21 protein-coding genes and 1 pseudogene are annotated in these 23,802 nt (G+C 68.5%); 13 read left to right on the top strand and 9 right to left on the bottom strand.

The features are described from left to right. Positions 1-114: 114 nt before the first annotated feature. Positions 115-309 (top strand): DUF3046 domain-containing protein, encoded by a 195-nt coding sequence (locus tag ACFMRZ_RS11100; protein WP_280271012.1) that lies wholly within the window; start codon positions 115-117, stop codon positions 307-309. 9 nt (positions 310-318) lie between these two features. Here the strand turns inward: ACFMRZ_RS11100 and ACFMRZ_RS11095 are convergent, their stop codons facing one another. Further along, a complete protein-coding gene (locus tag ACFMRZ_RS11095) occupies positions 319-1,725 on the bottom strand; it encodes a DHA2 family efflux MFS transporter permease subunit (RefSeq protein WP_400179068.1) in 1,407 nt (468 codons plus the stop codon). A gap of 99 nt (positions 1,726-1,824) precedes the next feature. Here ACFMRZ_RS11095 and ACFMRZ_RS11090 point away from each other — a divergent pair, with 99 nt between their 5' ends. The 4 genes and pseudogenes from ACFMRZ_RS11090 (at position 1,825) to ACFMRZ_RS11075 (ending at position 5,430) form a co-directional block, all read left to right on the top strand. Continuing rightward, positions 1,825-2,862: an Lrp/AsnC family transcriptional regulator gene (locus tag ACFMRZ_RS11090; protein WP_400179067.1), complete on the top strand. Its 1,038-nt coding sequence runs from the start codon at positions 1,825-1,827 to the stop codon at positions 2,860-2,862. A gap of 147 nt (positions 2,863-3,009) precedes the next feature. Further along, entirely contained in the window at positions 3,010-4,053 is a 1,044-nt protein-coding gene (recA, locus tag ACFMRZ_RS11085) for a recombinase RecA (RefSeq protein WP_400179066.1), read from the top strand. 522 nt (positions 4,054-4,575) lie between these two features. Beyond that, positions 4,576-5,121: pseudogene (gene recX, locus ACFMRZ_RS11080) on the top strand (recombination regulator RecX); the annotation flags it as partial. Beyond that, positions 5,104-5,430, top strand: coding sequence for a hypothetical protein (locus tag ACFMRZ_RS11075; RefSeq protein WP_400182826.1), 327 nt, complete (start codon positions 5,104-5,106; stop codon positions 5,428-5,430). The pseudogene recX and the gene ACFMRZ_RS11075, both read left to right, overlap by 18 nt. 27 nt (positions 5,431-5,457) lie before the next feature. Here the strand turns inward: ACFMRZ_RS11075 and ACFMRZ_RS11070 are convergent, their stop codons facing one another. The 6 genes from ACFMRZ_RS11070 to ACFMRZ_RS11045 all read right to left on the bottom strand — a co-directional run bounded on the left by ACFMRZ_RS11070 (position 5,458) and on the right by ACFMRZ_RS11045 (position 12,410). Further along, complete coding sequence (locus tag ACFMRZ_RS11070; protein ID WP_400179065.1) at positions 5,458-7,488, bottom strand: hypothetical protein; 2,031 nt, start codon at positions 7,486-7,488, stop codon at positions 5,458-5,460. Positions 7,489-7,524: 36 nt separating this feature from the next. Further along, positions 7,525-8,772 carry an acetyl-CoA carboxylase biotin carboxylase subunit family protein gene (locus ACFMRZ_RS11065; RefSeq protein ID WP_400179064.1) on the bottom strand — a complete coding sequence of 416 codons (1,248 nt, stop codon included), beginning with the start codon at positions 8,770-8,772 and terminating at the stop codon, positions 7,525-7,527. Between the two features lie 369 nt (positions 8,773-9,141). Then, positions 9,142-10,035 (bottom strand): amino acid ABC transporter permease, encoded by an 894-nt coding sequence (locus ACFMRZ_RS11060; RefSeq protein ID WP_400179063.1) that lies wholly within the window; start codon positions 10,033-10,035, stop codon positions 9,142-9,144. Next, the gene (locus tag ACFMRZ_RS11055) at positions 10,032-10,718 is read right to left on the bottom strand and encodes an amino acid ABC transporter permease (protein ID WP_280274502.1); all 687 of its coding nucleotides are present in this window, start codon (positions 10,716-10,718) and stop codon (positions 10,032-10,034) included. Before ACFMRZ_RS11055 ends, ACFMRZ_RS11060 begins: the two co-directional genes overlap by 4 nt. Before the next feature lie 85 nt (positions 10,719-10,803). After that, positions 10,804-11,637, bottom strand: a complete 834-nt coding sequence (locus ACFMRZ_RS11050; RefSeq protein WP_400179060.1) for a glutamate ABC transporter substrate-binding protein — start codon at positions 11,635-11,637, stop codon at positions 10,804-10,806. Between the two features lie 44 nt (positions 11,638-11,681). Further along, positions 11,682-12,410 carry an amino acid ABC transporter ATP-binding protein gene (locus ACFMRZ_RS11045; protein WP_280274507.1) on the bottom strand — a complete coding sequence of 243 codons (729 nt, stop codon included), beginning with the start codon at positions 12,408-12,410 and terminating at the stop codon, positions 11,682-11,684. Between the two features lie 266 nt (positions 12,411-12,676). On the opposite strand from ACFMRZ_RS11045, the gene miaB reads away from it, so the two are divergent. Together miaB and ACFMRZ_RS11035 are read left to right on the top strand one after the other, a co-directional pair. Beyond that, positions 12,677-14,203 (top strand): tRNA (N6-isopentenyl adenosine(37)-C2)-methylthiotransferase MiaB, encoded by a 1,527-nt coding sequence (miaB, locus tag ACFMRZ_RS11040; protein WP_400179059.1) that lies wholly within the window; start codon positions 12,677-12,679, stop codon positions 14,201-14,203. Positions 14,204-14,377: 174 nt separating this feature from the next. Continuing rightward, complete coding sequence (locus ACFMRZ_RS11035; RefSeq protein ID WP_400182825.1) at positions 14,378-14,977, top strand: hypothetical protein; 600 nt, start codon at positions 14,378-14,380, stop codon at positions 14,975-14,977. A gap of 10 nt (positions 14,978-14,987) precedes the next feature. On the opposite strand, the gene ACFMRZ_RS11030 is transcribed toward ACFMRZ_RS11035, so the two are convergent. Next, complete coding sequence (locus ACFMRZ_RS11030) at positions 14,988-15,395, bottom strand: nitroreductase family deazaflavin-dependent oxidoreductase (RefSeq protein WP_400179057.1); 408 nt, start codon at positions 15,393-15,395, stop codon at positions 14,988-14,990. A 14-nt stretch (positions 15,396-15,409) separates the two neighbouring features. After that, positions 15,410-16,882: a DUF349 domain-containing protein gene (locus ACFMRZ_RS11025; RefSeq protein WP_400179056.1), complete on the bottom strand. Its 1,473-nt coding sequence runs from the start codon at positions 16,880-16,882 to the stop codon at positions 15,410-15,412. A gap of 400 nt (positions 16,883-17,282) precedes the next feature. On the opposite strand from ACFMRZ_RS11025, the gene ACFMRZ_RS11020 reads away from it, so the two are divergent. The 6 genes from ACFMRZ_RS11020 (at position 17,283) to ACFMRZ_RS10995 (ending at position 23,802) form a co-directional block, all read left to right on the top strand. Further along, the gene (locus ACFMRZ_RS11020; protein ID WP_400179055.1) at positions 17,283-18,053 is read left to right on the top strand and encodes a hypothetical protein; all 771 of its coding nucleotides are present in this window, start codon (positions 17,283-17,285) and stop codon (positions 18,051-18,053) included. Beyond that, positions 18,050-19,003, top strand: coding sequence for a tRNA (adenosine(37)-N6)-dimethylallyltransferase MiaA (gene miaA, locus ACFMRZ_RS11015; RefSeq protein WP_400179053.1), 954 nt, complete (start codon positions 18,050-18,052; stop codon positions 19,001-19,003). The genes ACFMRZ_RS11020 and miaA overlap by 4 nt, the downstream gene beginning before the upstream one ends. Before the next feature lie 121 nt (positions 19,004-19,124). Then, positions 19,125-20,036, top strand: coding sequence for a diaminopimelate epimerase (gene dapF / locus ACFMRZ_RS11010; RefSeq protein WP_400179052.1), 912 nt, complete (start codon positions 19,125-19,127; stop codon positions 20,034-20,036). 89 nt (positions 20,037-20,125) lie between these two features. Next, positions 20,126-21,613, top strand: a complete 1,488-nt coding sequence (gene hflX / locus ACFMRZ_RS11005; protein WP_400179051.1) for a GTPase HflX — start codon at positions 20,126-20,128, stop codon at positions 21,611-21,613. Between the two features lie 18 nt (positions 21,614-21,631). Next, positions 21,632-22,501 carry a lysophospholipid acyltransferase family protein gene (locus tag ACFMRZ_RS11000; RefSeq protein WP_400179050.1) on the top strand — a complete coding sequence of 290 codons (870 nt, stop codon included), beginning with the start codon at positions 21,632-21,634 and terminating at the stop codon, positions 22,499-22,501. A 155-nt stretch (positions 22,502-22,656) separates the two neighbouring features. Continuing rightward, on the top strand, positions 22,657-23,802 hold the full coding sequence (locus tag ACFMRZ_RS10995) for an acyl-CoA dehydrogenase family protein (protein ID WP_400179049.1): 1,146 nt from the start codon (positions 22,657-22,659) through the stop codon (positions 23,800-23,802).

Raw genomic sequence — 23,802 nt, 5'->3', positions numbered from 1 at the left:
ATTTTGCCGAGACAAAGACGATTGTGACCGCTGCGGCCGGTCTCTGATGCGCTGCGCTCGGGGGTGGCCCGGGCGCGCGGGTGGGGGTGTGGCGGTGCGGGTAACCTCGGCACGGTGCGATTGACTGATTTCCGGGAACTGTTGCACGCCGAGTTCGGGGTGGTCCGCGGCGACTCGCTGCTGAACGACCATGTGCTGCCGTCCCTGGGTGGGCGGACCGGTACTCAGGCCATCGAGGCCGGGGCCGACCCACGCGACGTGTGGCGCGCGTTGTGCGCGGAGTTCGACGTGCCTCGCTCACACTGGTGAGCGGGAAGGTCAGGCGACGGGTACTTCGCTGTCGCTCACCGCGACCTCCGGCACCCGGCTTCGCCGGTGGAACAGGGCGAAGGTGACGATTCCGAGCACGAGTCCCACCCCGCTTGCCACCGCGACCGCCGCGTCCAGTCCGTCGACGAACCGGGGCAGGGCGGGACGCCCGTCTCCGGCCACGCCGCGGAAGACGGTGCCCAGCACCGCGACTCCCAGCGCCATGCCCAGTTGCCGTGCGGTATTCACCGCACCCGCGGCGGTCCCGCTCTGCTGCGGCGCCACCGCCGCCATTCCCACCGCCACCAGCGCCGGCGCCACCGCACCGACTCCTACGCCGATCACAACGAAGCCGGGAAGCAGTGCGGTCCAAGAGGATTCGGCGTCGATGAACCCGAGCAGCCCGGCGCCCGCGCCGATCACGATCAGCCCGCCGCCGATCGTCCACTCGGGCGCCAGCTCGTGCAGCAGCCGGCCGAGCGCGCCCGACACCACGAACGCGGTGACCGCCATGGGCAACATCGACAGTCCGGCGTGCAGCGGTGACAGCCGCAACTGCTGCTGCAACCACAGCGACAGCAGCGGACTGACCGCGAAGGCGGCGACGTTGAGCCCGGCCGCCGCGAGCAGAGTGGCGGTGAACTCGCCGTTGCGCAGCAGTGCGAGCGGGAATATCGGTGTCGCGCTGCGGATTTCGACGACCACGAACAACCCGGCCGCGAGCACGCCGACGACCAGGGCGACGAGCGCCCGCGGATCGGTCCAGCCGTGCTCGCCGCCACGGATGATGCCGAAGGTGACCGCCGTCGCCGCCGCCGCGAAGGTCGCCATCCCGGCCACGTCGACGCCGCGTCCCGTCTGCCGCGGCGACGGCCCGAACACGAAGGCGGACAACACGATCGCCACCGCCGCGATAGGCAGGTTCACGAAGAAGATCCACCGCCACGACAGCAGATCGGTCAGCACGCCGCCGAGCACCACCCCGATGCCGGCCGCCGCGCCCGCCACCGCACCCCAGGCGCCGAAGGCGACGCCCCGGTCGCGCCCGGTGTAGGTCGCGTGCAGCAGCGACAGCGTGGTAGCGAACATCGCCGCGCCGCCGACGCCCTGAAAAGCCCGCGCCGCCACCAGGATCGCCGACGACTGCGCGACCCCGCAGGCCAGCGAGGCGACGGTGAACACTACCAGTCCGGCCAGGTAGGTGGGTTTGGCGCCGAGCCGGTCGGCCAGTGACCCGAGCACCAGCAGCAGCGCCGCCAGCGCCAGCGCGTAACCGTCGATGACCCATGTCAGGCCGGACAGTCCGGTGCCGAGATCGTCGGCGATGTCGGGCAGCGCGATATTCACGATGGTGACGTCGATGAGCAGCATCAGCGTGCCGAGGCACGCGGCGAACAAGGGAAGCCATTTTCGCATGGCGAACTCCAGAACCTCGAGCGAACGATATCGACGACAAGCGTGGGACATGCTTGAATATCCACCTACTCAACCGCCACTTCACGTTGGATTCCGCATATGATGCTCGAAGATATCGACGAAACCTCCGTACTGGATCTGCTCGACAAGCAGATCGTGCACGGACTGGTCACCGACCCGCGCATCCCGTTCGCCCGGCTCGCCGGGATTCTCGGCGTCTCCGAGCAGACGGTGGCGCGGCGTTACCGCTCGATGCGGCAGCGCGGCATGGTTCATATCGCCGGACTGGTCAACGCGGTGCCGCTGGGCAGCACCCGCTGGATGGTGCGGCTGCGGTCCACCCCGGACAAGGCGCTGCGGCTGGCCGAGGCGCTGGCCCGGCTGCCCGATGTCAGCTGGGTGTCGCTGCTGTCGACCGGATCCGAGGTGACCTGCATGAGCCGCCCGCGCACGCTCGAACAGCGAGATCATTTGCTGCTCAACACACTTCCGCGCGCCAGCCAGGTGGTCGGGCTCGCCGCGTACGAGATCATGCACCGCTTCCCGCTGGACGAGGAGTGGCCGCGCTACGGGCGGCTGCTGACCGCGCGGCAGCGGCGTGAACTGGGCCCGGCGCGGCGGTGGCGTGACGACGCCGGACCCGAGACGGCGATGGACCTGTCGCCCGGCGACGAGGCGATGCTGGCCCTGCTGGCCCGGGACGGACGGGTCTCCTACGCGCAACTGGCCGCCGAAACAGGGTGGAGCGCAACCAGAGTCGCGCGCCGGATGGCCGAACTGGAGCAGGCGGGGGTCCTGTATTTCGATCTCGACTTCGCGATCGAGCGGATGGGCTACGCGACGCGCGGCATGCTGTGGTTACGGGTGCATCCGGGCGCTCTGGACACGGTGGGCCGGGCGCTGGCGACCTGTCCGGAGGTGACGTTCGTCGCGGTCACGACGGGCGCGACCAACCTGGTGGCATCGGTGGTCTGCCGGCACATCGCGCACCTGTACCGCTTCGTCACCGAGCGGCTGGGGCGGCTGGACGGCATCACCGACATCGAGATCACCCCCGCGCTGCGAGTGTTCAAACAGGCTCAGGCGCTGCTGCACACCGACCACGTCACCCTGGTGCCGCAGCCGAAACGCGGATAGCCGGGCAGACGGTGCGCGGGAGTCCAGGCGCGTCGCTTGCCTCGAACACGTGTTCGTCTAAGCTGTGCCACAGAACTTGTCGGTGCCGCCCTCTAACGTAGGCGTCAACCACAGCAGAGACCCACCCGTCGAGAAGGGGACCAGACGATGGCACCACAGGCTTACGACCGCGACAAGGCGCTCGAATTGGCGCTGGCACAGGTCGAGAAGAACTTCGGCAAGGGCGCCGTGATGCGCCTGGGCGAGGAAGCGCGCCAGCCCATCTCGGTGATCCCGACCGGGTCGATCGCGCTGGACGTGGCGCTGGGCCTCGGCGGGCTGCCGCGCGGCCGGGTGGTGGAGATCTACGGCCCGGAATCCTCGGGTAAGACCACCGTCGCCCTGCACGCGGTCGCCAATGCGCAGGCCGCCGGCGGTGTCGCGGCGTTCATCGATGCGGAGCACGCACTCGATCCCGACTACGCCAAAAAGCTCGGCGTCGACACCGACGCATTGCTGGTCTCCCAGCCCGATACCGGTGAGCAGGCGCTCGAGATCGCCGACATGCTGGTCCGCTCGGGCGCCATCGACATCATCGTCATCGACTCGGTGGCCGCGCTGGTACCGCGCGCCGAGATCGAGGGCGAGATGGGCGACAGCCACGTCGGCCTGCAGGCCCGCCTGATGAGCCAGGCGCTGCGCAAGATGACCAGCGCGCTCAACAATTCCGGCACCACCGCCATCTTCATCAACCAGCTGCGCGAGAAGATCGGCGTCATGTTCGGCTCGCCCGAGACCACCACCGGTGGTAAGGCGCTGAAGTTCTACGCCTCGGTGCGCCTGGACGTACGCCGCATCGAGACGCTCAAGGACGGCAGCGACGCGGTCGGCAACCGCACCCGCGTCAAGGTCGTCAAGAACAAGGTCGCACCGCCGTTCAAGCAGGCCGAATTCGACATCCTCTACGGCCACGGCATCTCCAAGGAGGGCTCGCTCATCGATATGGGTGTCGAGCACGGCTTCGTCCGCAAGTCCGGCTCCTGGTACACCTACGAGGGCGACCAACTCGGCCAGGGCAAGGAGAACGCGCGCAAGTTCCTGCTGGAGAACACCGACGTACGCGACGAGATCGAGAAGAAGATCAAAGAGAAGCTCGGCATCGGGGCAGATGTCACCGCAGACGCGGGCGCCGAGGCGCCCGTCGACTTCTAGCCGATGCCAGACCGGGAAGCGTCGGGGTCTCGGGAAGGCCAAGGCCCCGACGCGACTCGGCTCGATGCAGTGGAACGACTGCGCCGCCAGGCGGAGCAGTCGGAGCGCGGGGGAACGGGTGACCCAGTAGACGACTGGGCCGCGCCTGCTCCCGGCCGCCGTCCGAAACGACCGAAACGTGTGTCTCCGAGCGGTTCCGGCCCACAGGGGGTATGGCGTTCCGACACGGACCCATCAGCGAGACCCGTACGGGGAAGCGACTCGGCGGGCGAGGGTAGGAGCCCGGCGGGTGAGGGCGAGGTGGTGGCGCAAGCCAAGGCGGCGTGTCTGCGGCTGTTGATCGGTCGGCGAGGGGTTGACCGATCGGAGCTGACGCAGGCTCTGTCAGCCGAGGGGTATGCGGGCGATGTGATCCGGCAGGTGCTCGGCCAACTGGCCGAGACCGGTCTGCTCGACGGCTCCCACACCGTCCGTCGCCGCGCCGTCCGGGAAGACTCCGAGTCCGCGGGAGCGGGCGACGATATGGCGCAGTCCGACCAGGGAAGCGAGACGCCGCGTGCGGCCGGGGAGCGCCGAGGTCGGCGGAGTCGTAGCGGTGACGAGCGCGGGGGCGGGAGCGAGGCACAGGCCAAGGAGTTGTGTTTGCGGTTGTTGACCGACCGGGCGCGGAGCCGGGCCGAGTTGGCCGAGAAGTTGGCGGCCAAGGGTTTTGCGGTCGAGGTGGGTGAGCGGGTGCTGGATCGGCTTGCCGAGGTCGGGCTCATCGATGACGCCGCCTTTGCCGAGCAGTGGGTGCACTCCCGGCACACCTATGCGGGCAAGGGCAAGAAGGCCATCGCGCGCGAGCTGCATCGCAAGGGGGTGGACCCGGCCGACGCGGAACCGGCCCTCGCGGGCGTCACCGCGGAGGCGGAGATCGACCGTGCCACCAAACTCGTGCGCCGGAAACTCAACTCCTTGCCACCGGATCTGGACCGCGACAAGGCGATTCGCCGCTTGGTCGGCATGCTGGCCCGGCGCGGATACAACCAGTCCGCCGCCTACACGGTAGTGAAAGAGGAGCTGTCCACCGTCGATTTCGCGCCCACCCCGAAAACTTCGTCGCCCCGGATCGGCAGTACATCGCGACCATCGGCCGCCCCGTCCCCGGACGACGATCTCGGCGAGGCCCACGAATCCGAGGGCAACGAAACCGTAGACGAGCACGCGGCGGCCACCGAGCTGGTACGCCGGAAGCTACGCACCCTGCCGCACAATCTGGAGCGCGACAAGGCGATTCGCCGCTTGGTGGGCATGCTGGCCCGGCGCGGATACAACCAGTCGACGGCCTACACCGTGGTGAAGGCCGAGCTGTCGGCACTCGATTCCGAGCGCTGACCGGCGGCTACATTTTCCTGACCGATATCACTGCCGCAGTGCGCTACTCGACGTAGTGCCCGCGCTGGCCATGGGACCCGGCGGCACCCGGTCCGCACCCCAGCTGCGATGCACGTAGCCGACCACACGGTCCAGTTCCTCGCGCCCCACCGCCGCCGACTCGCCCGGCTCCAGCGGATCGAAATGGAAGATGTAGAGCCGGGACGCGAATTGCTCGAAGGGCAGCGACGCCTCGCCGAAGCGTTCCCCGTGCCCGGCGGTCCCGACGACCACGCCGTCGCCCCAGTCCTGGCCGCTGTCATTGTTCGGGTTGTAGAAGTAGACCCGCATCGTGTCCTGCGGGTCGAGAGTCACCCGCAGCACGGTGATCGCGTGCCAGCCGATGAAACGGGCCGCACTGTCGGTGACGGCGACGCCGGCCGGCTGCGGGTGGATCAACGGCTGATTGCCGTTGTAGTAGGGGTGATAAGCGGCGTAGAAGTGGCGGAGGAACTCTTCGAGATCGGTCAGATTGCCGGTCGCCACATCGACATTGATGCGGAATCCGCGCCCGGCCCACCAGCCGTGGAACTCCGGATTGACCCAGCGGTGCGGGTCGCCCGGACGACCGACGCAGCGCCGGCCCATCTCGGTGTAGATCCGGTCCAGGTGCGGAACCACCAGCAGCGACACCGGATCCAGGTCGGACGGCAGCCCGGCGGCCAGGCCCGCGCCGCTCTCGCGCGACGAGATCGGCTGCCCCTCGAAATGCATGACGACCTCGTCGTCGCGCGCCGCCCAGGCGACGGTCTGCAACAGGTAGTCCGGATCGTTGTACGCCCACATCGACAACGCCCGCGCCGATTGACAGGTCGGGTTGTCGCCCTGCCCGACCCCCAGCGGCTGCCCCAGCAGGGACAGCACGCCCGACAGCAGCCACGCCCGCGGCTCGGGCGCGGGCCCGAACACCGCGGACAAGCGCTGCCGTGCGTGCGGCGAGAGTTGCAGTCCCAGCTGCCGCCAGATCCCCGGAGCCACGGGCGGCTGATACAGAATGCCGCGCTCCAGCAGCAGCGCCAGCCCGTAGATGCACTGGGCCGTCTCGACGTGCACGACATCTTCGATGAGCTTGCGCACCAGCGCGTGATAGCAGAGCAGGCCATCGCGCCCGGTGTTCGACAACCCCATCGCCTCGGCGAGCAGGTACTCGCCCTTCCCGAGCAGAAAGCGCAGCAGCACCGCGTGATACGGCGAGACCAGCCCGGTGTCGTGCATTGATCGGGCGAAACCGGCCGCCTCGAACTGCAGCGTGCCGTCGTCCATCGTTTCCAGCCGGGCCCGATACACCTCCACGCCCGGATCCTCCCGGCAGGCGTCGGTGGTGCCGTAGAGGCTGCTGATCAACCGGTCGGCGCCGAGCCCGGTGGCGCCCAGATCGATGTCCGGATTGCTGCGGGCCACGGCGATCTGGGTGATCATCCGCTTCACCGCGTCGACCTGGATCGGGCGCTGCCGCAGAATCCGCCAGATCTCGTCCACCAGGTGCTCGAGCACCTTCTCGTACCCGACCTCCTCGACCAGGTAGCCGAGCAGACTCCGCGACACCTGCGCCATCCGCCCCTGCTGCGTCCGCTCGGCCTCCGTAGGCGGCGTCAGCAACAGCGTCAGGTTGGCCGCCAGCACCTGCGAAAGATGCTGCTGTGCCTGCTCGGCCGTGATCAGCGGATGCGCGTAGGCGCCCTTGGCCACGGCCAGCAGGCGCAGATCGCTCACCGTCTCCAGCACCACCGTGTCAGCGTTCGGGCTCCGCAGTGAACCGGTGCTCAACGCCGGAATCAGGATCTGCGGAGACGCCCAGTCCGTACCGAGGAACAGGCCGGAGTCCTCGATCCGTTCGGCGCGGTGCCGGATCGCGGCGCATCCGCCCGGGATGAGCAGCACTCGGCGCAGGGCGGCCAGCATCCGGGACAGTCTGGTCTGCTTGCCGAGATCGCTCGCGTCCGTGAGGGACTGCGTGGCGTCGTCCAGCTGAGCGAGCCGTCTGTCCAGGGTCGCACTGTCGCTGCTGGGTGAACTCAATTACAGGACCCTCCCGTGATCCGATGCTGCCGCGGATCAGATGTAGAAATCGAGTTCTTCCTGTCGCTTCAGCAGATCCCGCAGAGTGTACGGATCGTCACCGAAGAAGTACAGCAGCCCCCAATGGTTTCCGTACGCGGTGCGTTTGGTCACCTTGTCGGTCAGGGGAGCGGTGAGCTCGTGCGATTCGAAGTAATCGTGATCCTCGGTCTCCTCCGGCATGGACAAATGGCTGACCACGCGTCGACGTGGATACACGCCGAAACATCCGGCGTGGCCTCGTGCGTCCACCACTTCCTTGGGGAAGAACGCGTCTATCTCCGCCTCGGTCGTTTTCGGGTCGAAGGCCAGGACCAGCGCGTGGTAGGCGTTGAAACCGTAGGCCCGCTCCAGCAGTTCGAATACCTTGAAACCCGGTGGCCGGTAGGCGACTTCGCCGAAATACATCTCGCCGTCGCTGGTGACGAAGTACTCGGGATGGACGAAACCGAACTCGATGTCGAAGGTCTTGATCAGCTTCTCGACCTGCCGGGTGATCTCCGGCCGGTACTGTTCGAGTTCCGGTGTCGCCGGGACGAACACCGAATAGCCGAGCGTGACGTATTCGGAAATGTTGAGAAAACGGATGCGCCCCTTGTGGATCCAGGCCTCCACCGCGAATTCCCGCCCGTCCAGATGGGACTCCATCAGCAGCGGGAACTCGTCGTCGGGAATGGTGTCGATCTCATCCGGGGTGCGGATGATCCGGTGCCCGAGGCAGCCGGCCTTGTCGAAGGCCTTGATGTGGATCGGGTCGTTGGGATCGCCGTCCAGCTTCAGTAGGGTCTGGTTGACGCGCTTGAGGAAGCGGATGACGTCGTCGCGTTCGTGGGCCTCCTCGAAGATGCCCACGCGGATGCCGCCGAGCTGCGCCCGCCGCTTCATCAGCGACTTGTCGCGCAGCAGCATGGACTGGCCCAGCAGACGGGGGTTGTCGAGCAGCACGGAGTTGATCGCACCGGCCCACTCCACGGTCTCCTCGTAGATCGGAATGGCGACGTCCACCCCGCGTTCCTGCAGTGTCTCCGCGATCTCCACCGAACGATCGTTGAGCCGCTCGAAATTCCACGGGATGTAGGGGATATCGTGTGCGGCACAATATTCTTCGGCCCACTCCGGGGCCACCACGATATAGCGCCGGTCGAAGCGATCAATTGCCTCGACGGCGTTCAAACTCCAGCCCAACAGGGCCACATAACCTTTGTTCGGATCCTTGGCCTTCGACTGCTGTGTTGAAGTCGGCAAAACCTGTCCCCTCTCGACCTCGAGGCGTGGCGCGGTAACTCGATTTCTGATCGTTCGTCTCGCATCTCCTACTCGTGTGGCCGGCACATGGGCGCGCGCGATCGGATGCCGAGACGACCGGAAGTCGACAAGCAATCGACGGTTACGCCGACATGATTCGATGCGCCGGTACAGAACCCCGCTCGCCGTGGACATTCGGCCCGGATCTCCGTAGCGCCGTCATTGTCCGCGAATACCCGGTACGCCGCCGCTTCAAACAGCGCCACCGCCCTCGGCACGCCTCACGAACGGCCGAAACCCCTGCTGGAAGCCACATTTGGGCACCCGCTACAGTAGGGTGCCCACCCGACCCACATCCGAGATTTGCGCTCAGCGCGATGTGGTCAGATCCATCCCGGGCGCGGCATCGGTGAGGATCGCCGAGGCCGGAACCACCGCGTGCCCCTTGCGCCGCGACCGCAGCCGCTTCTCCAGCCAGGTGGCGACCCTGGTCAGCGACCAGTTCAGCGCGACCATGATAACCGCGATGACGATCAACGACGGCACGGTGTTCTGCTCGGCCGCACCGAGCTGCTGGCCTTGTCGCACGATCTCCTGGTAGGTGATCTGATAGCCCAGCGCCGTGTCCTTCAACGCCACCACCATCTGCGACACGATGGCGGGCAGCATTGCCGTAATCGCCTGCGGCAGCAGGATGATCCGCATCATCTGCACCTTGCGCAGGCCCAGCGCGACGGCCGCTTCGGTCTGGCCCTTGGGCAGCGACCGGATGCCCGAGCGGACGATCTCGGCGATCACCGAGCCGTTGTAGACGGTCAGCGCGATCACCACCGAGGTCAGCGCGTACTGGCTGGAGTCGGTGAGGTCGTACTTCGAGATCACCGCGTACAGGAAGATCATGAGAATCAGCACGGGAATAGCCCGGGCGAATTCGACGATCGCGCCCGCCACGATGCGTACGCTGCGGTGGTCCGACAATCGCAGCAGCCCGAAGATCATCCCGATCGCCAGCGCGAACACGATCGACAGCGCCGCGGCCACGATGGTCCCGCGCAAGCCGGGCAGGATGTAGGTCTCCCAGACCTCGCCGTCGATGAACGGCTTCCATTTCGCGGCGGTGAGCTGCCCCTTGTCGGAGAGCTTGGCGATCACGAGCCAGAGCAGCCCGGCGATCACGGCGGCGACCAGCACCGAGTAGACGGCGTACCGCACCCGGGCCTTGGGGCCGGGCGCGTCGAAGAGTACGGAGGCGCCTGAACTCATCGCTTCACCTCGAATTTTCTTGCCAGCCAGCCGAACAGGAGGCCGGTCGGCAGGGTCAGGATGACGAAGGCGAGGGCGAAGATCACGCCCACGACGATGACGTCGGCCTCGGTCTCGATCATCTCCGACATCAGTTTGGCGGCCTCGGCGACACCGATCGCGGCGGCAATGGTGGAGTTCTTGGTCAGCGCGATCAGCACGCTGCCCAGCGGCGCGATGACCGACCGGAACGCTTGCGGGAGAACGATATACCGCAGGTTCTGACCGAACGTCAGCCCCAGCGAACGTCCCGCCTCGGACTGGCCCAGCGGCACGGTGTTGATGCCCGAGCGCAGCGACTCGCACACGAAAGCCGCCGTATAGACGGACAAACCGACTACGGCGAAGCGAAAGTTGTTGGTCGCCAGGAAGTTCAGGTTGTTACTGTCGCCGGCCAGCTGAACGCCGAGGGTGGTGTACACGCCCAGCGAGCAGAAGACGAGGATGAGGGTCAGGGGCGTGTTGCGGAAGAGGGTCACGTAGGCGGTGCCGACCCAGCGCGCCACCGGCACCGGCGACACCCGCATCGCGGCCACGACGACACCGAGGACCACCGCCCCGACCGTCGACAACAGGGTCAACTTGATGGTCATCCAGAAGGCGTCGAGCAGCTGGTCTTGGTATCGGGAGATCAAGTCGAACACGGCGGACGTGTCCCTCCGATCGTCATGGGTGAAACTGGCTGGGCGAGAGGCGATCCCGATCCGAGACCGCCCCTCACGCGAAGGATCAGTACCGGTCGACCTGCGGCGGGGCCGAGGGCTGGAACCCGGTGCTGCCGAAGTTCTTGTCCAGCGAGGCCTTCCAGGCGCCGTCGTTGATCATCGCCTCGATGGCGTCGTTGATCTTGGCGCGCGACTCGGTGTCGCCCTTCTTCACGCCGATGCCGTACTTCTCGGTGGTGAACGGCTTACCGGCCAGCTTCAACTGGCCCGGGTTCTGCGCGGCGAAGCCGGCCAGGATGATGTCGTCGGTGGTCAGCGCGTCCACCGCGCCGGCCTTCAGCGCCTCGACACACAGCGAATAGGTGTCGTACTCCTGCAGCTGTACGTCGTTGGCGTAATTCTTCTGAATGTTCTGCGCCGGAGTGGAACCGCGCACCGAGCACAGCTTCTTCCCGCCGTTCAACGACTCCGGACCGGTAATGGAGGTGTTGTCCGAGCGAATGAGCAGGCCCTGACCGGCGAGGTAGTACGGCCCGGCGAAGTCGACCTTCTCCTTGCGCTGGTCGGTGATCGAGTACGTGCCGACCACGAAATCGACCTGCCGGTTCTGGATCAACGTCTCGCGTTGCGCGGAGGGCGCCTCCTTGAACGTGATCTTGTCCTCCGCCACGCCCAGCTTTCCGGCGACATACTTGGCGACATCGATATCGAAGCCGGAGAACGAGCCGTCCTTGTTGCGCAGGCTCAGGCCGGGCTGGTCGAACTTGACGCCGATGGTCAGTTTGCCGTCGGCGGCGTTCTCGGTCGCGGTTTTGGAACCGCCTCCGCCACAGCCTGTTACGGCGACCGCCACGGCGAGGGCGCCTATTCCGATTTGCAATGCACGGGTGATCCTCATCGATTTCCTTTTCTCTCGTGCAGTGACTAGGTTCCGGTCACCGGTCAGTGACTCAAGATCTTGCCGAGAAAATCCTTGGCGCGATCGGAACGCGGTGCGGTGAAGAACGCCTCCGGTTCGGCGTCCTCCATGATCAGACCGTCAGCCATGAACAACACCCGGTCGCCGGCACGGCGGGCGAAGCCCATCTCGTGGGTGACCACCAGCATGGTCATCCCTTCTTTGGCCAAGGACACCATTACTTCGAGCACCTCGTTGACCATCTCCGGATCCAGCGCGGAGGTGGGCTCGTCGAACAGCATTACCTTGGGGTTCATCGCCAGCGCGCGAGCGATCGCGACGCGCTGCTGCTGCCCGCCGGACAGCTGGGCCGGATATTTCTCCGCCTGATCGGCGATGCCTACCCGTTCCAGCAGTTCCATCGCCTTCCGGCGGGCCTGCTTCTTGTCGATGCGCCGCACCTTGATCGGCGCGAGCATCACATTCTCGAGAATCGTCTTGTGCGCGAACAGATTGAACGACTGGAACACCATGCCGACGTCGGCGCGCAGCTTGGCCAGTGCCCGGCCCTCGGCGGGCAGTTCCACGCCGTCGACGGCGATGGTGCCGGAATCGATGGGTTCGAGGCGGTTGATGGTGCGGCACAGCGTCGACTTCCCGGAACCCGACGGGCCCAGCACGATCACGACCTGCCCCTTGGGCACTTCGAGGTTGATGTCCTGCAGCACGTGCAGAGCGCCGAAATGCTTTTGCACGTCACGCATCGAGATCATCGGTGGCGCGTCGGCGTCGGCGGGAGTCGGCTCGGTGGCAGTGCCGGGTGTTGCATCGGCAGCGTCGGTCATGAAAACAGACCCTAGAGCGAAGGCGCTGGAAATGCGCAGTATTCGGGCATGCGTCGCGCTGTTGCCTCCTGCCTTTAACCCGAGCTTGACATTGGTGACCGGTATCACGCCCGCTCAGCGGCGGGTGGACGGGCCGGTCCCGAATTTCCGCGAGCCGATACCCTGGACGGGTGAATTCGTCTACGCAGGTTGGAGTGCGTTCTGCCGTCGGCGCCGAGCAGCAGCGGACCTACGAGGTCCGCACGCACGGCTGTCAGATGAATGTGCACGACTCCGAACGCCTGTCGGGCCTGCTCGAGGACGCCGGATACGTCCGGGCCACGCCCGGCGCGACCGCGGACCTCGTCGTGTTCAACACCTGCGCGGTGCGCGAGAACGCCGACAACAAGCTCTACGGCACGCTGGGACATCTGGCCCCGGTCAAGGCCGAGCGGCCGGGGATGCAGATCGCCGTCGGCGGCTGCCTGGCGCAGAAGGACCGCGACACCGTGGTGCGCAAGGCGCCGTGGGTCGACGTGGTGTTCGGCACCCACAACATCGGCTCGCTGCCGGTGCTGCTGGAACGCGCCCGGCACAACGAACAGGCCCAGGTCGAGATCCTCGAATCGCTGGAGGCGTTCCCCTCGACCCTGCCCGCCAAGCGGGAGTCCGCCTATGCCGGGTGGGTGTCGATCTCGGTGGGCTGCAACAACACCTGCACCTTCTGCATCGTGCCGGCGCTGCGCGGCAAGGAGGTCGACCGCCGTCCCGGTGACGTGCTGGCCGAGGTGCAGGCGCTGGTCGAGCAGGGCGTGCTGGAGGTGACGCTGCTGGGCCAGAACGTGAACTCCTACGGAATCAACTTCGCCGACCCCGACGAGCACCGTGACCGCGGCGCGTTCGCGAAACTGTTGCGCGCCTGCGGGACCATCGACGGGCTGGAGCGGGTCCGCTTCACCTCGCCGCATCCGGCGGAATTCACCGACGACGTCATCGAGGCCATGGCGCAGACGCCGAACGTGTGCCCGCAGCTGCACATGCCGTTGCAGTCGGGGTCCGATCGCGTGCTCAAGGCCATGCGGCGGTCCTACCGCAAGGCGCGGTATCTCGGAATCATCGAGAAGGTGCGTGCCGCCATGCCGCACGCGGCCATCACCACCGACATCATCGTCGGCTTCCCGGGCGAGACCGAGGAGGATTTCCAGGAGACCCTGGACGTGGTGCGGCAGGCCCGATTCACCAGCGCCTTCACCTTCCAGTACTCGATCCGGCCCGGCACGCCCGCCGCCACCATGGCCGACCAGGTGCCGAAGGCCGTGGTGCAGGAGCGCTACGACCGGCTCGTCGCGTTGCAGGAGCAGGTGTCGCTGGAGGCGAATCAGGCGTTGCTCGGCACCGAGGTCGAACTGCTGGTCGCCGAGGGCGCGGGCAAGAAGAACGCCGCCACCGCGCGCATGAGCGGGCGTGCCCGCGACGGTCGGCTGGTGCATTTCCGCCCGCCCGCCGACAACACCATCCGGCCGGGCGACATCGTCACCGTCGACATCACCGGGGCGGCCCCGCACCACCTGATCGCCGACGGCCCGGTCCACAGCCACCGCCGCACCCGCGCCGGTGATGCTCACGAACGCGGCATCACGCCCAAGACCGAGCCCATCGGTGTCGGCCTGGGCATCCCGCGCATCGGTGCGCCCGAGCCGGTCGCCGCGAGCGCGGGGTGCGACACGGGCTGCGGGGTCTGACCGATGGCCGATCGCGGCGAGGACGAAGCGAAGGACGACGGCGATCGTTCGCGGTCTTCCGGCGATGCTCGGCCAGACGGAGATACGACGGCCGGTAGTATCTCCTCCGATGCCGGTTCCGGTCCTGCGCGTGACGCGGCGGAGCGGCGAACCTCCGAGCCGAACGAGGAGCAGATGAATCCGGCCGAGTCCAAGGTGTTCGAGGAATTCCGCGACGATCTGGAAGCGGTCGAGCGCAAGATCGCGGGGGAGATCGATCCGGGGGCGCGCGCCATGGTGGTGGCGGTGTCGGTCTTCGTGCTGCTGCTGTCGCTGGTGCTGCCGCACGCGGGCAGCGCGCGCGGGCTCGACGTGATCCTCTACGACGCCACCGCCGAGGCCGAGCACATCGGCCTGCCGTCGCGGGTGTTCGAGTGGTTCGTGGTGGTCTTCGGGATCTGCTTCTCGTCGCTGGCGCTGGTGACGCGGCGGTGGGTGCTGGCCTGGATCGCGGTGGCCGGGTCGGCCGTCGGCAGCGTGTTCGGCGTGCTGTCGATCTGGCACCGGCAGACCCCCGGGCTGGGCAACTACGAGGGCGCCGGGCCGGGCATCGGCCTGATCCTCGCGCTGCTCGCGATCGTCGTGCTGACCTTCCACTGGGTAAAGGTGGTGTGGAGCCGCACCGCCCTGCACCTGGAGGCCGAGGAGAAGCGCCGCCAGGCCGCCGCGGAGCGAGAGAAGCGCGAGCGCACCTGGCTGATCGGCAACGAGGAAGACCACAGGAACGACGAATAACCCTGCGCCGCTACAGGCCGGGATCCAACATGACCACCGGGATCGTGCGCCCTGCCTGCTTCTCGTGATCGGCGAAGAACGGATACAGCCTTTTGATGTCGGCCCACACGCGGTCGTAGTCCTCGCCGCGCAGCGGTTCGGCTGTGGCCGAATAGGTTTCGTCGCCGAGTTCCACCGTCACGGCCGGGTTCGCGGCCAGGTTCAGGTACCACTCCGGGTGCTGGGGCGCGCCTTGGTTGGAGGCGATCACCAGCACCCGGTCGTCGTCGCGGTGGAACATCATCGGCGTCGTGTGCGGCGCGCTCGAGCGGCGGCCGGTCGTGGTGAGCAGCAGCAACCGATCACGGTGCATACCCTCGATCTCGGCGCCCGCACGGTACTGCGCGATCACCCGCTTGTTGATCTCCCGCACGTCCATCCGGCCCGACCTCCTCAGCGCTGGCTGACCGCGCCCTCGGCCGCCTCCGCCCATTCTCGCCACTGCTTGGCTTGCTCGAGGGCCTTCTCCTCATCGCGGGCACGCCCGGCCGCGCGCGCCTTGGCCGCCTGTTCCTCGAACTGCGCCACCCGCTCGCGGAACTGCGCGGCCCGGGCGACGGCCTCGGGGTCGGTGCGCCGCCACTGCTGGTCGACCGCGTCGCGTACCCGCCGCTCGATCGCGCGCAGCTTGCCCTCCAGGTCCTGCATGCGCTCGCGCGGGACCTTGCCGATCGCGTCCCACCTCTCCTGCAGTTCGCGCAGCGCCGCGCGGGCGTTGTCGAGGGCCGCCGACCCGGCGTCGAGATGGGCGGGGATCCGGTCCTCGTAGGTGCGCAGCAGTTCTTCCTTGGCGGCCGCGTTGTCCTCGAACTCCGCGTCGCGTTCGGAGGCCGCGGCGTTGCGGGCGGCGAAGAAGACGTCCTGCGCGCTCTTGAACCGCCGCCACAGCTGCTCGTCGGCCTCACGGGGGGCGCGGCCCGCGGATTTCCATTCGTTCAGTAGCTCGCGGAACACCGCGGCGGTACCGGCCCAGTCGGTGGAGTCGGACAACTCCTCGGCCCGCACGCACAGATCCTCCTTGCGTGTCTTGGCCGCCGCGCGCTCCCGGTCCAGTTCGGCGAAGTGCGCGCCGCGGCGGCGGTTGAAGGCCTCGCGAGCCTTGGAGAACCGCCGCCACAGCGCGTCGTCGACCTTGCGGTCCACGCCGCGGATCGTCTTCCACTCGTCGAGAATCTCGCGCAGCCGGTCACCGGCGGCCTTCCACTGGGTGGAGTCGGTGGCGATCTGCTCGGCCTCCGCGCACAGCGCCTCCTTGCGCTCGGTCTGCTCGTGGCGAGTGCGTTCCTTTTCCTCCATGGCGTGCGCTGCCGCCTCGTCGGAGTGCTCGATGATCGCCTGCAGACGCCGGGCCAGCCCGTCGACATCGCCGATGACCGACGCGGTCGGCAACGTTTCGGCAAGCGCGAGGGCGGCCGCCTTCGTCTTGCGAGCGTCGGTGCCGGCCGCCAGCCGCGCCTCCAGCAGCGCGACCTCGGTGGCGAGATCGTCGAACCGGCGGCCGAAGTGGGCCAGGCCCTCGGCCGCGTCGCCGGCCTGCCAGGAGCCCACGACGCGCTCGCCGTCGGCGGTCCGCACCCAGGCGGTGCCGTCCTCGTCGACCCGGCCCCACCTGCTGGGATCGCTCACCGTCGGCACCACGACAGGATGCGGGTGCTCCTGCGCGGGGCCCGGGGCGGGTTTGATCGCATGCGGCTTGGGGGACTCCGGTTTCCGCGATCCGGGCTTCGGCACGCCGGGTCGCCGCGGTGTGGCGGCGGGCTTGGCCGCGTCGGCGGGCGTGGGCCGCTTCGCGACGGAGTCGCTGGACCGCTGCGCCGTGCCGGTGTCCGGATGGGTAGCCTTCTCGGTTCCGCTGTTCTCGGTCATCGCTCCTCGTCCCTGCCGCGCGTCACGGCTGCCTGGTTACGCCCTAGCTCACCCCATTCAACCAGGCAGCCGGAGGATTTGCCGGGTCTTGCCGGCGGTGGCGCGACTCGAGCGGTTGCCGTGCGCTCCGACCCGCGTTACGGTGTGTGGCTTCGCGTCGCCATCGGCTCCGTGCCTGCGCCGGTCGCGACACCTGCGCGGCCGGTCGGCGGCGCCGCACCGCTGCTCGGTGCACCGCGTGCGAGCTGTTTGCCGACACCGTGTCCGCCGCGGCCTCGTCCACGGGGGTAGGCGAGGTCGGACCCGTCCGGACCGGCGAACCGCACCCGATGTTCGCGTCGCGCGAGCCGGAACGCCGGTGTCGCGCCGGGGTGGGAGGCACGGTCGCTACGGTGGACGCGTGTTTCGCGTCGCTGTGCTGATTCCGTCGCCACCCGTGCTGGTTCCCTCATTGTGCGGGGGGACGCCGGTGGCCGATGCCGGGCATCCGGCCGCGGAGGTGCCGGCTTTGCAGGCGGCGGTGCTGGCGGCCGGGCGGATATTGGCGGCGCGCGCAACCCGGTGGACCGTGGTCGGGACGGGCGAGGCGGAGGCGGTCCTCGATGCGGACGCGGCGGGGACCTTCGGCGGATACGGCGTGGACGTGCGCGTCGGGCTGTCGGACGCGGCGACGGTCCCTGCTGCCGGACCGGCCGACCCCGATCTGCCGTTGCCCGCCTTGATCGGCGGCTGGCTGCGCGGGGAAGTGGCGCCGAACGCGGTGGCGGAGGCACGGATCGTGGACACGCGCGCCGATCCGCAGTACTGCGCGGAGGCCGGTGCGAAACTGCGTCGCGAATTGGACGCGAGCCCGCAGGACCGCGGCGTGCTGGTGGTCGCCGACGGCGCGGCCACGCTGTCGACGCGCGCGCCCGGCTATCTCGACCCCCGCGCCGAAGGCGTACAGGAGGGCATCGACCGCGCCCTGGCGGCGGGGGACCGGTCGGGGCTGGCCGCGTTGGACGAGCGTCTGTGCGCGGAACTCGACGTGTCCGGGCGGGCCGCGTTCCAGGTCCTGGCCGGGCTGTTCGACGTCGACGAGTCCGCACCCGAGGTCGAAACCCTTTACCGCGCGGCGCCTTTCGGCGTGGGCTACCAGGTGAGTGTGTGGCGCCCGGGGTCCCGGTCGTGACGACCCCGATCGCCGTGGTCGGCCCCACCGCCACCGGAAAATCCGAGCTGGCGCTGGATCTGGCGCAGCGCCTCGACGGCGAGATCGTCAACATCGACGCCATGCAGCTGTACCGCGGCATGGACATCGGCACCGCGAAACTGCCGGTGGCACAGCGCCGCGGCATCCCGCACCATCAGCTCGATGTCCTGGAGGTGACCGAAACCGCCACGGCCGCAACGTATCAGGCCGCGGCCGCCGCCGATGTGGAGGCGATCCGGGCGCGCGGCCGCACACCGGTGATCGTGGGCGGCTCGATGATGTACGTGCAGGCGTTGCTGGATCAGTGGGAGTTCCCCGCCACCGACCCGCGGGTGCGGGCGAAATGGGAGGCGGTGCTGGCCGACGGCGGCGTCGAGGCGGTGCACGCCGCGCTGCGCACCGCCGACCCGGTGGCGGCCGCGACCATCCTGCCCACCGACGGCCGCCGCCTGGTGCGCGCGTTGGAAGTGGTCGAACTGACCGGACGCCCATTCGCCGCCTCCCAGCCGCGGATCGGCGAACCACGCTGGGGCACAACCATTCTCGGCATCGACCGGGAGACCGCCGAACTCGATGCCCGGATCGAGACCCGGACGGCGACGATGTTCGACCGCGGCTTGGTCGACGAGGTACGCGGTCTCATCGATCGCGGCCTGCGGGAGGGGCAGACCGCCCGGCGCGCCCTCGGATACGCCCAGGTGCTGGCCCATCTCGACGGTGAGTACGACCTCGAGCAGGCGCGAGAGCAAACCTATTTCGGCACTCGCCGCTACGTGCGCCGCCAGCGTTCGTGGTTCCGCCGCGACCCTAGGGTCCACTGGCTGGACGGCGCCGACCCGGACTTGACGACCACGGCCCTGGCTCGCGTGTCCGCCGAAACACGCGGCGGCAAGACAGCGCCCAGCAGCCACAACGGTGACCCTCGGTAGCCGCATACCGAGCGCATGCCACCTCTCCGGCCACCAGTCGCGCCGCGGTATCGTGCGCGGGATCGATCGCCCCGTACGAAATGTTCCGGCGGTGCCGGATGTTGGCGTGAGGACCATGAAGATGACCGAGCAGATCGAACCGCGGGACGGCGTCGCGTTCGCGAAGGGGCACGGCACCCAGAACGATTTCGTCGTCCTGCCCGACCCGGACGCCCGGCTGGACCTGCCCGCCGAACGGGTGGCCGCCCTGTGCGACCGGCAGCGCGGGATCGGCGCCGACGGGGTGCTCCGGGTCGCGCGCGCCGGAGCCCTGGTCGCGAACGGCGTGCTGACCGAACTGCCCGAGGACGTCGCGCCCGGCGACTGGTTCATGGACTACCGCAACGCCGACGGTTCCCTCGCCGAGATGTGCGGCAACGGCGTGCGAGTCTTCGCCCACTACGTGGTGGCGACCGGGCTGGACACCCGCACCGAGTTCGTCGTCGGCAGCCGCGCCGGCGCCCGCCCGGTCACCGTGCACGCGGCCGGCCCCGTGCACGGCGAGGTCACCGTCGCGATGGGGCCGGTGCGGGTGCTGGGTGAATCCACCGCCACGATCGGCGGCCACGCGCTGCGCGGGCTCGGCATCGACGTCGGTAATCCGCATCTGGCCTGCGTGGACGCGGAGTCGACGGCCGACGCGCTGGCGAAGCTGGACCTCGGCGTGCCGCCCGGGTTCGACCCGGAGCTGTTCCCGCACGGCGTGAATATCGAGATCCTCACCGCGCTGGACGCCACGGGCGCGGTGGACATGCGGGTCTACGAGCGCGGAGTCGGCGAGACCCGCTCGTGCGGCACGGGGACCGTCGCGGCGGCGGCCGCCGCGCTGTCCCGCCAGGGTTTCGCGCTCGACAGCGAGCGCGGCGAGGTGCGGGTGCGGGTGCCCGGCGGCGCGGTCGTCGTCGACTTCGACGGTGGATCCGCGTGGCTGCGCGGTCCCTCGGAACTCGTCGCGTCCGGCCATCTGGCCGCGGACTGGTGGTACGGAGCCTGACCGCGCGATCGCGCCCACGCGGGCAGCCGATAGGCCCCCGGAATAACTGACGTGCGCGGGTCCGTTGAGTCGTGGGAGCATGGAGGTGTATGAGAAAACCAGAAACGTACGAGTTCACCCCGATCGAGGAGCTCGACGACACCGATGAGGCCCGCGACGGCTGGGCCTCCGATCCGACGGTCGGCGAACTGCAACTCGAGGAGCGCAGCGCATTGCGCCGCGTCACCGGGCTGTCCACCGAACTCGCCGACATCACCGAGGTCGAGTACCGCCAGCTGCGCCTGGAGCGCGTCGTGCTGGTCGGCGTCTGGACCGAGGGCAGCGCGGCGCAGGCCGACGCGAGCATGAGCGAACTCGCCGCGCTCGCCGAGACCGCGGGTTCGGAGGTGCTCGAGGCGCTGATCCAGCGTCGCGACAAGCCCGACCCCGCCACCTACATCGGCTCCGGCAAGGCCGAGGAGCTGCGCGCCGTCGTGCTCGAGACCGGCGCCGACACCGTGATCTGCGACGGTGAGCTGACCCCCGCACAGCTGACCGCGCTGGAGAAGGTCGTCAAGGTCAAGGTCATCGACCGTACCGCGCTGATCCTGGACATCTTCGCCCAGCACGCCACCTCCCGCGAGGGCAAGGCGCAGGTGTCGCTGGCGCAGATGGAATACATGCTGCCGCGGCTGCGTGGCTGGGGCGAGTCGATGTCCCGGCAGGCAGGCGGCCGGGCCGGTGGCGCCGGCGGCGGCGTGGGCACCCGCGGTCCTGGTGAGACGAAGATCGAGACCGACCGCCGCCGCATCCGCGAGCGCATGTCCAAGTTGCGCCGCGAGATCAAGGAGATGAAGACCGCCCGCGACACCAAGCGCGCGCGGCGCACCTCCAGCGGCGTCCCGGCGGTCGCGATCGTCGGCTACACCAATGCCGGGAAATCCAGCCTGATGAACGCGCTCACCGGCGCGGGCATCCTCGTGCAGGACGCGCTGTTCGCCACCCTGGACCCGACCACCCGCCGGGCCGCCCTCGAAGACGGCCGCGAGGTGGTGTTCACCGACACCGTCGGCTTCGTCCGGCACCTGCCCACCCAGCTGGTGGAGGCGTTCCGCTCGACGCTGGAGGAGGTGACGGGCGCCGATCTGCTGCTGCATGTGGTCGACGGTTCGGACCCGCTGCCGGCCGGTCAGATCAAGGCCGTGCGCGAGGTGATCACCGACGTGCTGCGGGAGTCGAACGCGATCAGCCCGCCGGAACTGTTGGTGGTCAACAAGATCGACGCGCTGGAGCCCGGTGAGCTGGCGCAGCTGCGCGCCCAGCTGCCCCAGGCCGTGTTCGTGTCGGCACGCACCGGCGCGGGACTGACGGAGCTGCGCGACCGGCTGGCCGAGGTGCTCGGCGCGCTGGACGTGGAAGTGAGCGTGCTGCTGCCGTACACCCGCGGCGACCTACTCGCCCGCATCCACGCCGACGGCCGCCTGCTCGACTCCCAGCACGAGGAGGGCGGCACCCGGATCCGGGCGCGCGTGCCCGCCGCGCTGGCGGCGGTGCTGTCGGATTACGCGCACGCGGGGACGGCGCACCTGCCCGGCTGAGTCACAGGGAGGGTTCTCTTGGCCGACGATCCGTGCGTCCCGCCGGGGCTCGCGGGCGCCTTATCCGATGGCGCTCCGCTGCGAATACCGTTGCGCGACAGCGATATCCGCGCCTTCGACGCGCTGACCGCGCCGATGCGGGCCTGGGTGAGCCCGGTATTCCACGGCCTGGACAACATCCCGGCCGACGGGCCGGTGCTGTTGGTGGGGAATCACAATTTCCTCGGCATCGACACCCCGCTGCTGTGGCCGGAGATTGCGCGCACCCGCGGGCGGCTGGTGCGCGGGCTGGCGGAGAATGTGCTGATCACCGTCCCCGGCGTGCGGCACGCGCTGCACCGCGTGGGTTGCGTGCGCGGCAACCGGGCCAACTGCCGGACACTGCTCGAGCAGGGCGAGATGCTGCTGGTGTTTCCCGGCGGCGGCCGGGAAGCCGTGCGCCGCAAGGGCGAGAAGTACGTGCTGAAGTGGGCGGGCCGCACCGGATTCGCGCGAATGGCGATCGAAACCGGTGCGCCGATCGTCCCGGTGGCCATGGTCGGCGCGGACGACGCCTTCGACATCCTCCTCGACGGTCAGGGCGCGGCCCTGCGCCCGCTGCGAACGCTGGTGCAGGCGCTCGGATTGCCGCCGAACCTCACCCCGCCCCTGGTGACGGGCTTCGGGCCGACGTGGATCCCGAAGCCGGAGCGGTTCTACTACTCCGCCGGCACGCCGATCGAGACCACCCCCTGGGCCGACGCCGACGATCTCGACGCGGCCGCCGAGGAACTACAGGCGGTCGTGCGCAAGGCGCTGGAAGAGGAGCTGACCTTCCTGCTCGCCGAGCGCGACAAGGACCGGGGCCGCACGCTGTGGGGCCGGGCCCGCGGTGCGCTCGGACTCTAGCCAGGTTTACCGGGGTTCAGGTCCACCCGCTCGGCCGAATTCCCGCAGGTAGTGCTGTTCGGACCGGTTTTCGGGGATCGAAGTGAACCGTGATTCGACTTCCGGGTACCGTATGGGGGAGGCGATGACGCCGATGTGGCATTAGGAGGTTGGCGGTGGAGCGCACCCTTTTCGAACCGGAGCACGATCTGTTCCGGGAGTCGTACCGAAAGTTTCTCGACCAGCATGTCGCGCCGAATCATGCGAAGTGGGAAGAGCAGGGCGTCGTCGACCGCGAGGTCTGGCTGGAGGCCGGCAAGCAAGGATTCCTCGGCATGGCGGTGCCGGAGGAGTTCGGCGGCGGGGGCGTGAAGGACTTCCGCTACAACGCCATCCTCACCGAGGAGACCACCCGCGGCCAGTACTCGGGTCTGGGCTTCACGCTGCACAACGACGTGATCGCGCCGTACCTGTTGGAGCTGGCGAACGACGAGCAGAAGCAGCGGTGGCTGCCGGGCTTCTGCTCCGGTGAGATCATCACCGCCATCGCGATGACAGAGCCCGGCACGGGTTCGGATCTGCAAGGTATCAAGACCCGCGCGGTCCGCGACGGTGACGACTGGATCCTCAACGGCGCCAAGACCTTCATCACCAACGGCATCAACTCCGACATCGTGATCGTGGTCGCGCAGACCGATCCGGAGAAGGGGGCGATGGGGTTCTCGCTGCTGGTCGTCGAGCGCGGCATGCCCGGCTTCGAGCGCGGCCGCAACCTGGACAAGATCGGGCTGAAGGCGCAGGACACCGCCGAGCTGAGTTTCACCGACGTCCGGGTGCCCGGCAAGAACCTGCTCGGCATCGAGGGCCAGGGCTTCATCCACCTGATGCAGAACCTGCCGCAGGAGCGCCTGTCCATCGCCGTCATGGCCGCCGCCGCCATGGAGGGCGTGCTGGATCTCACCTGCCAGTACGTGCGCGACCGCAAGGCCTTCGGCAAACCGATCGGCGCACAGCAGAATACGCGTTTCGTGCTGGCGGAACTGGCCACCAAGACCACCGCGGTCCGGGTATTCGTCGACCGCTGCATCGAACTGCTGAACCAGGAGAAGCTGACCGTCGAGGAAGCCGCCATGGCCAAATGGTGGAGCACCGAGGAACAACTCGACCTCATCAGCAAATGCCTCCAACTACACGGCGGCTACGGCTACATGCGCGAATACCCGATCGCCAAGGCGTACATGGACGCTCGCGTCCAGACCATTTACGGCGGCACCACCGAGATCATGAAGGAGATCATCGGCCGGGGGCTGAAACTGTCCTGA

Origin of the sequence: Nocardia sp. N2S4-5, from assembly GCF_044628355.1 — a bacterium.
GTDB lineage: Bacteria > Actinomycetota > Actinomycetes > Mycobacteriales > Mycobacteriaceae > Nocardia > Nocardia wallacei_B.
The sequence above is the reverse complement of the archived record's forward strand: the minus strand, read 5'-3'. Positions and strand labels throughout refer to the sequence as shown.